General features: G+C 48.3%; 1 protein-coding gene, 1 tRNA gene and 1 pseudogene. 1 reads left to right on the top strand and 2 read right to left on the bottom strand.

All coding sequences use genetic code 11. From position 1 onward, the window contains the following. A partial coding sequence (locus NZ772_13285) for a PAS domain S-box protein (GenBank protein ID MCS6814522.1) occupies window positions 1-2924 on the bottom strand: 2924 nt, incomplete at its 3' end. A 696-nt stretch (window positions 2925-3620) separates the two neighbouring features. Then, a tRNA-Pro gene (locus tag NZ772_13280) sits at window positions 3621-3694 on the bottom strand. A gap of 65 nt (window positions 3695-3759) precedes the next feature. Here NZ772_13280 and lipA point away from each other — a divergent pair. Next, window positions 3760-4641: pseudogene (gene lipA, locus NZ772_13275) on the top strand (lipoyl synthase). Window positions 4642-5254: the final 613 nt, after the last annotated feature.

Raw genomic sequence — 5254 nt, 5'->3', positions numbered from 1 at the left:
GTTTCTAGGGGACGATCAAACGATTCCTCCAGCGCATCGATCGCATTGGACAAAATGTTCATAAAAACTTGGTTTAGCTGGCCAGCATAGCATTCGATTGGGGGCAACAGGCCATAGTGTTTGATGATTTCAATGCCAGGACGATCGGGCCTTGCCTTAAGGCGGTTTTGCAAAATCATCAGTGTGCTATCAATGCCCTCATGAATATCCACCGTCTTGCAATCAGCTTCATCCATGCGAGAAAACGTGCGCAACGATGTAACGATTTTCTGGATGCGCTCTGCTCCTACCCGCATAGATGAGAGCAACTTGGGCAAATCTTCCATCAGAAATTCTAAATCGATGTCGTCAATTTCGCGCTGGATCTCTGCATGGGGACTGGGGTAATGATGTTGATAAAGGGCTACCAAGGCCAGCAGGTCTTGGGTATATTCGTTGGCATGGGTGAGATTTCCATAGATAAAGTTCACAGGATTATTAATTTCATGGGCTACACCAGCAACCAACTGGCCTAAGGAGGACATTTTCTCACTCTGCACTAGTTGAAATTGGGTACGTTGCAATTCTTGGAGGGTGTTTTCTAAGTTTTGAGCCTGTTGTCGCAGGAGCAACTCTGCCTGTTTGCGCTCAGTAATGCTCATGCCTACACCCCGGAAGCCAATAATAGTGCCGTCATTGGCCAACATTGGTAAACCATTGACTTCTTCCCAGAAAATGTCGCCTGTGGGTGTAATGTCTCGGTGTTCGAGCCTGAAACTGCTTTTGGCAGCCGATGCTTGCCGTAAAATCTCTGTGACATGGGTAACATCCTCGTCGGGCATAAACTCTAGGGGAGAATGTCCTAGAAGCTCTTCTGGTTCATAGCCTTTGACAAACTTCGCCTTTTCCGTCACGAATGTATAAATACCATCAGCGTCGATCTCCCAGATGTACTCCCCAGCAGCATCGCTAACATCTCGGAAGCGTTGTTCACTGATGCGAAGGGCTTCTTCCGCCTGCTTGCGATCAGTAATATCATGCAAGTTGACTAAGTATTCAGGGTGATCCTGCTGCAAGCGTAGGGAAATCGCCATTTCTACAGTGCGGATTGTCTGGTCAGCACGAATTAGAATTTGTTCGCTGCGAGTTGCCCAATCTTGAGGCAAATCAGCCAAGTTTGGCATAGCATCCCTCAAGAACTGGCGGAGTAGATGACCTGATTTCACTTGAAAGAGGGTTTCTGCTGCGGGATTAGCCTGCTGAATAACACCAGCTTCATCCACAACCAAGATGGCATTGGTAGAGATTGCGAATAGATGCTCAGCTTGCTCCCGCGCATCAGCGATCGCAGCTACTTGAGGCAACATCGTCCAACAGGCGATCGCCACCCCTGTAAACGCCACTAGCATGACCAGCACAATCAGAATATCGATGTTAGCCTGGGCGGTCAGGTTGCCCAACACCATTCTGACGAGCCATCCGATGCAAGTTGCACCACAGATCAGCACAGTCAGCACGGCTACTTGCATCACAATAGGGTCTCTACTGAGGTAGTAAGACTGCCGTCGATAGTGCCCTAACCACCACGATGCCCGCAGAGGAGCAAACGGGATGTAGATCAGCATCGCATTTACAGCCAGCACGGCGATCGGCAACAGCAACCCTATCACTAGGTCTAACCAACTCCAGGCTAAACCACCAATAATCAACGCTGCCCCTTCTACAACCAAGAAGGCTAATGACCAGCGAGGCCACAGAGCTTCTGGCTGGTTGCGGTTTAACCACTGCCCCAGGTGCATCGCCATCATAGAAGTCAAATAGCCAGTGCCTGTGACCATGACCACTCGACTGACATCACCCCAGAGTAAACATATGAGACTCAGCACTAGCGTGGCAATTAACCCTGGCCCTAGCACGCCCTGTTTAGAAACAGCACCAAAGACTGGGTTGAGGTGACCATCGAGGGCAAGCTGATATAGGACACGGGGAGAATTCGACACAGCCGTGGCCGAACTCATTAAGCAGCCTGAGGCTAGTAGAAATGTAACAATTATATGGGCAGATGACCCCCAAAAGGCTTGAGCAGAGGCTGTCAGATTAAGGAATGCATTGCTTTCTAGTTCTGGTGATATAGCTAGGCGCATCAACACCCAGGATGCTCCAATATAAACCACTGGATTCAACCAGGCTACTACTTTGAGGCACTGTAGGGTTCTGACGGGGTTGCGACTGTCGGCAACAAAGGAGGAAGAAGTTTCCATCGCATAGGCTGCGTAGACAGCAATAAAGTACCACTTCAGCCAATCGATAATAGAGAAGCTCGGCCAACGCTCAGGAAAAAAGCCAGGGCTTTGGGGCGACAGCATCAGCCAACCTATGCCATAAATGCTATAACCCAACAGAAAACAGGCTGCGGGAATCACCAGAAACGAATGTAGAATACCCAAGGCTCTAGTGCCGCTGAATGCCAGGATATAGGGAATGATTGTCAGGGCAATGCGCAGGGCAGTTATGGGGCAGGCAATGCCAACGGGTTCTAACAGAGCAGCAATTAAATCTGTAAGAATGATGGCATTCATTGGTGGAATTGACACCCAACCTAACCAATAGCCGATCGCCCCATAACGAGCTAAGCCGGGATATTGTCGTAACAAGCGGGCAGCATAGTTAGGTGTGCCTCCAGACATTTCCTGCCAGGCCATCCCTAACCGCCTGACTTGAAAGTTCAATAACATCCCAATGATGGCTGTCGGGATCCATATCCAGATCGCCTGGGGGCCAAGGGCAGTATGCATTCCAGGTGCTGTACCTAGCCAAATAAACAGTCCACTTAACCCAAAGCTCCACGTTTCTAAAGAACTTAAGCTCCGAGGCAGGCGCATGATAAAGGGCTGGCTCTTTCTGTGGTCAAGATCAACAGCAGACACGAGGGATGATGTAGTCATGAACACAATAGGTTATGGATAGGATGTTGAATTCTGCTTGCAGTCACTGCCATACCACTGGAGTTACGGCGATCGTGACCAGAGCAGGTCACCTTTGCATTGGCTCTCTACTCATCATCCCGTTACCCTCGCTCCTAAAGAGCAACAGGGAGCAACTTAACATTTCCCCCCTAACGTGTGTGCAAACCTTTGCCAGGTGAGAGAGAGCAAGGCCGAAGGCAATAGTGACATGCACCCACTAAGGTTCACCCTGACGATCGCAGCCTTAAGCACTGCCCTAAAGTTTAAACGTTACGGAATTTGAACCACGTAGTTTTTGTCATATTTCCTGTAGTTGTGAACAGATCCGTATTCCATCAAAAATTTGTATCTGTGATTGAACGTATTTAGAGCAAATCCTTCCCAGAGGTATGTACTAGCTCGGTGGGGAATCAGTAGAGGCACCATATCAGCACTACAATCGCGTTGCTAAACCTGCTGATTCAGCTACCGTCATGTTAAAGTGACACATTGGCTTGTCTAAACAGACTACGGCAACCAAACTATTGAAGTAGATTGGGGAACAAATAACTATGGTTCATCAACAGTAACTACGGATGCTGGTTATTTTTGCGCCGATGCCTACAATCGTTTGCTTGCAAACTGGGTTGTTGGTGACGATAGATTGCCAACAACCCTATGGAGCATGGTGGTAAATCGGGATGACAGGATTTGAACCTGCGACTCCCTCGTCCCGAACGAGGTGCGCTACCAAGCTGCGCTACATCCCGTGAATGGCTGGCAATAGTCAGCCAGTCTTTAGTATCCTAGCAATTATTGCTTCAGACAACATTCTTCGTCGAAAAACGTGACAGTTAAACCAGAGTGGCTACGGGTAAAAGCTCCCCAGTGGGAGCGTATTGGTAATGTCAAATCAGTGTTGCAGGATTTAGGACTAAACACGGTTTGCGAGGAAGCATCGTGCCCCAATATTGGTGAATGCTTCCACAAGGGTACCGCTACCTTTTTGATCATGGGGCCAGCTTGCACCCGTGCCTGTCCCTACTGCGATATTGATTTTGAGAAAACACCCAAAGCCCTGGATCCCACTGAACCACTACGGTTAGCTGAGGCTGTTAGTCGGATGATGCTAAGGCACGTAGTGATTACATCAGTGAATCGGGATGACTTGCCTGATGGTGGGGCTACGCAGTTTGTGGCTTGTATTCAGGCTGTGCGTCAAGCCTCACCCCAAACGACGATCGAAGTCTTGATCCCCGATCTCTGTGGTAACTGGGAAGCTCTAGCACTCATTCTGTCAGCTCATCCGGAGGTTTTGAACCATAACACTGAAACTGTACCTCGCTTATATCGGCGAGTGCGCCCCCAAGGAAACTATGAACGATCGCTAGAACTGCTGCGCCGGTGCAAAGAGTTGGCTCCCCAAACTTACACCAAATCGGGGATCATGGTGGGTTTGGGGGAAACTGATGCGGAAGTGCGTGAAGTCATGCAGGATTTACGAGCTGTAGACTGCGATATTCTCACTATAGGGCAATATCTTCAACCTAGCCCCAAACACCTTCCAGTGCAGATGTTTATCCCTCCGGCACAATTTGCAAGCTGGCAAGAGTACGGAAATGCGATTGGTTTTTTACAAACTGTTGCGTCACCCCTAACCCGCAGTTCTTACCATGCTGAAGAAGTCAGGCTGCTAATGGAGCAATATCCACGTTGATGATGACTTTTCCAGAGAATATGGGAATTCTTCTGGAAACTCAGTTTTCAGTGATGTAGATCTGTTCAATTGCGGGATGAATTAATGCCATCATGACTCCTACCACGTAGCATTCTTGACGTGAACTACCAGGCTGAACAATTGCTTCCGTATAATTTCGCTATTAGAATGACAGACTCGTACAACCTTTTCGCTTATCTTCAAAGCCTCTACAGCTCTGAAGATTGCCTCTATCCAATATCTACGGGAAAAAGTGTCGTTTAGCTTGCTACTGAAGCGAGTCAAAAGAGGTACAAAAGGTAACCTGCTGCCAATTGTTCAGTTGTTACTAAGTATGTAGGGTGCATCACGACCATTACCTAGCTAATGAGGAACTAACGTTCTGTACGATTAGTCCAAATTACAGGGGACTTTCAATGGTGTGTTCCAAACTTTAATCCACGATCGCAAGCCCACACAGTTTCTAAGGAATCGAGCATGACCACGCCAGCAACTTACTTCTACGCTGACCTTGACTACGATAACGAAACATCACTTCATGCTGACGATCGCATGGAGTTGACTATCCCAGCATTAGATAGACTCAGCGATCAGTTCACTAGCACCGATGACT

This window comes from Cyanobacteriota bacterium (assembly GCA_025054735.1).
Lineage (GTDB): Bacteria > Cyanobacteriota > Cyanobacteriia > SKYG9 > SKYG9 > SKYG9.
Note: the sequence above shows the minus strand (reverse complement) of the source record. Positions and strands in the feature narration are given on the sequence as shown.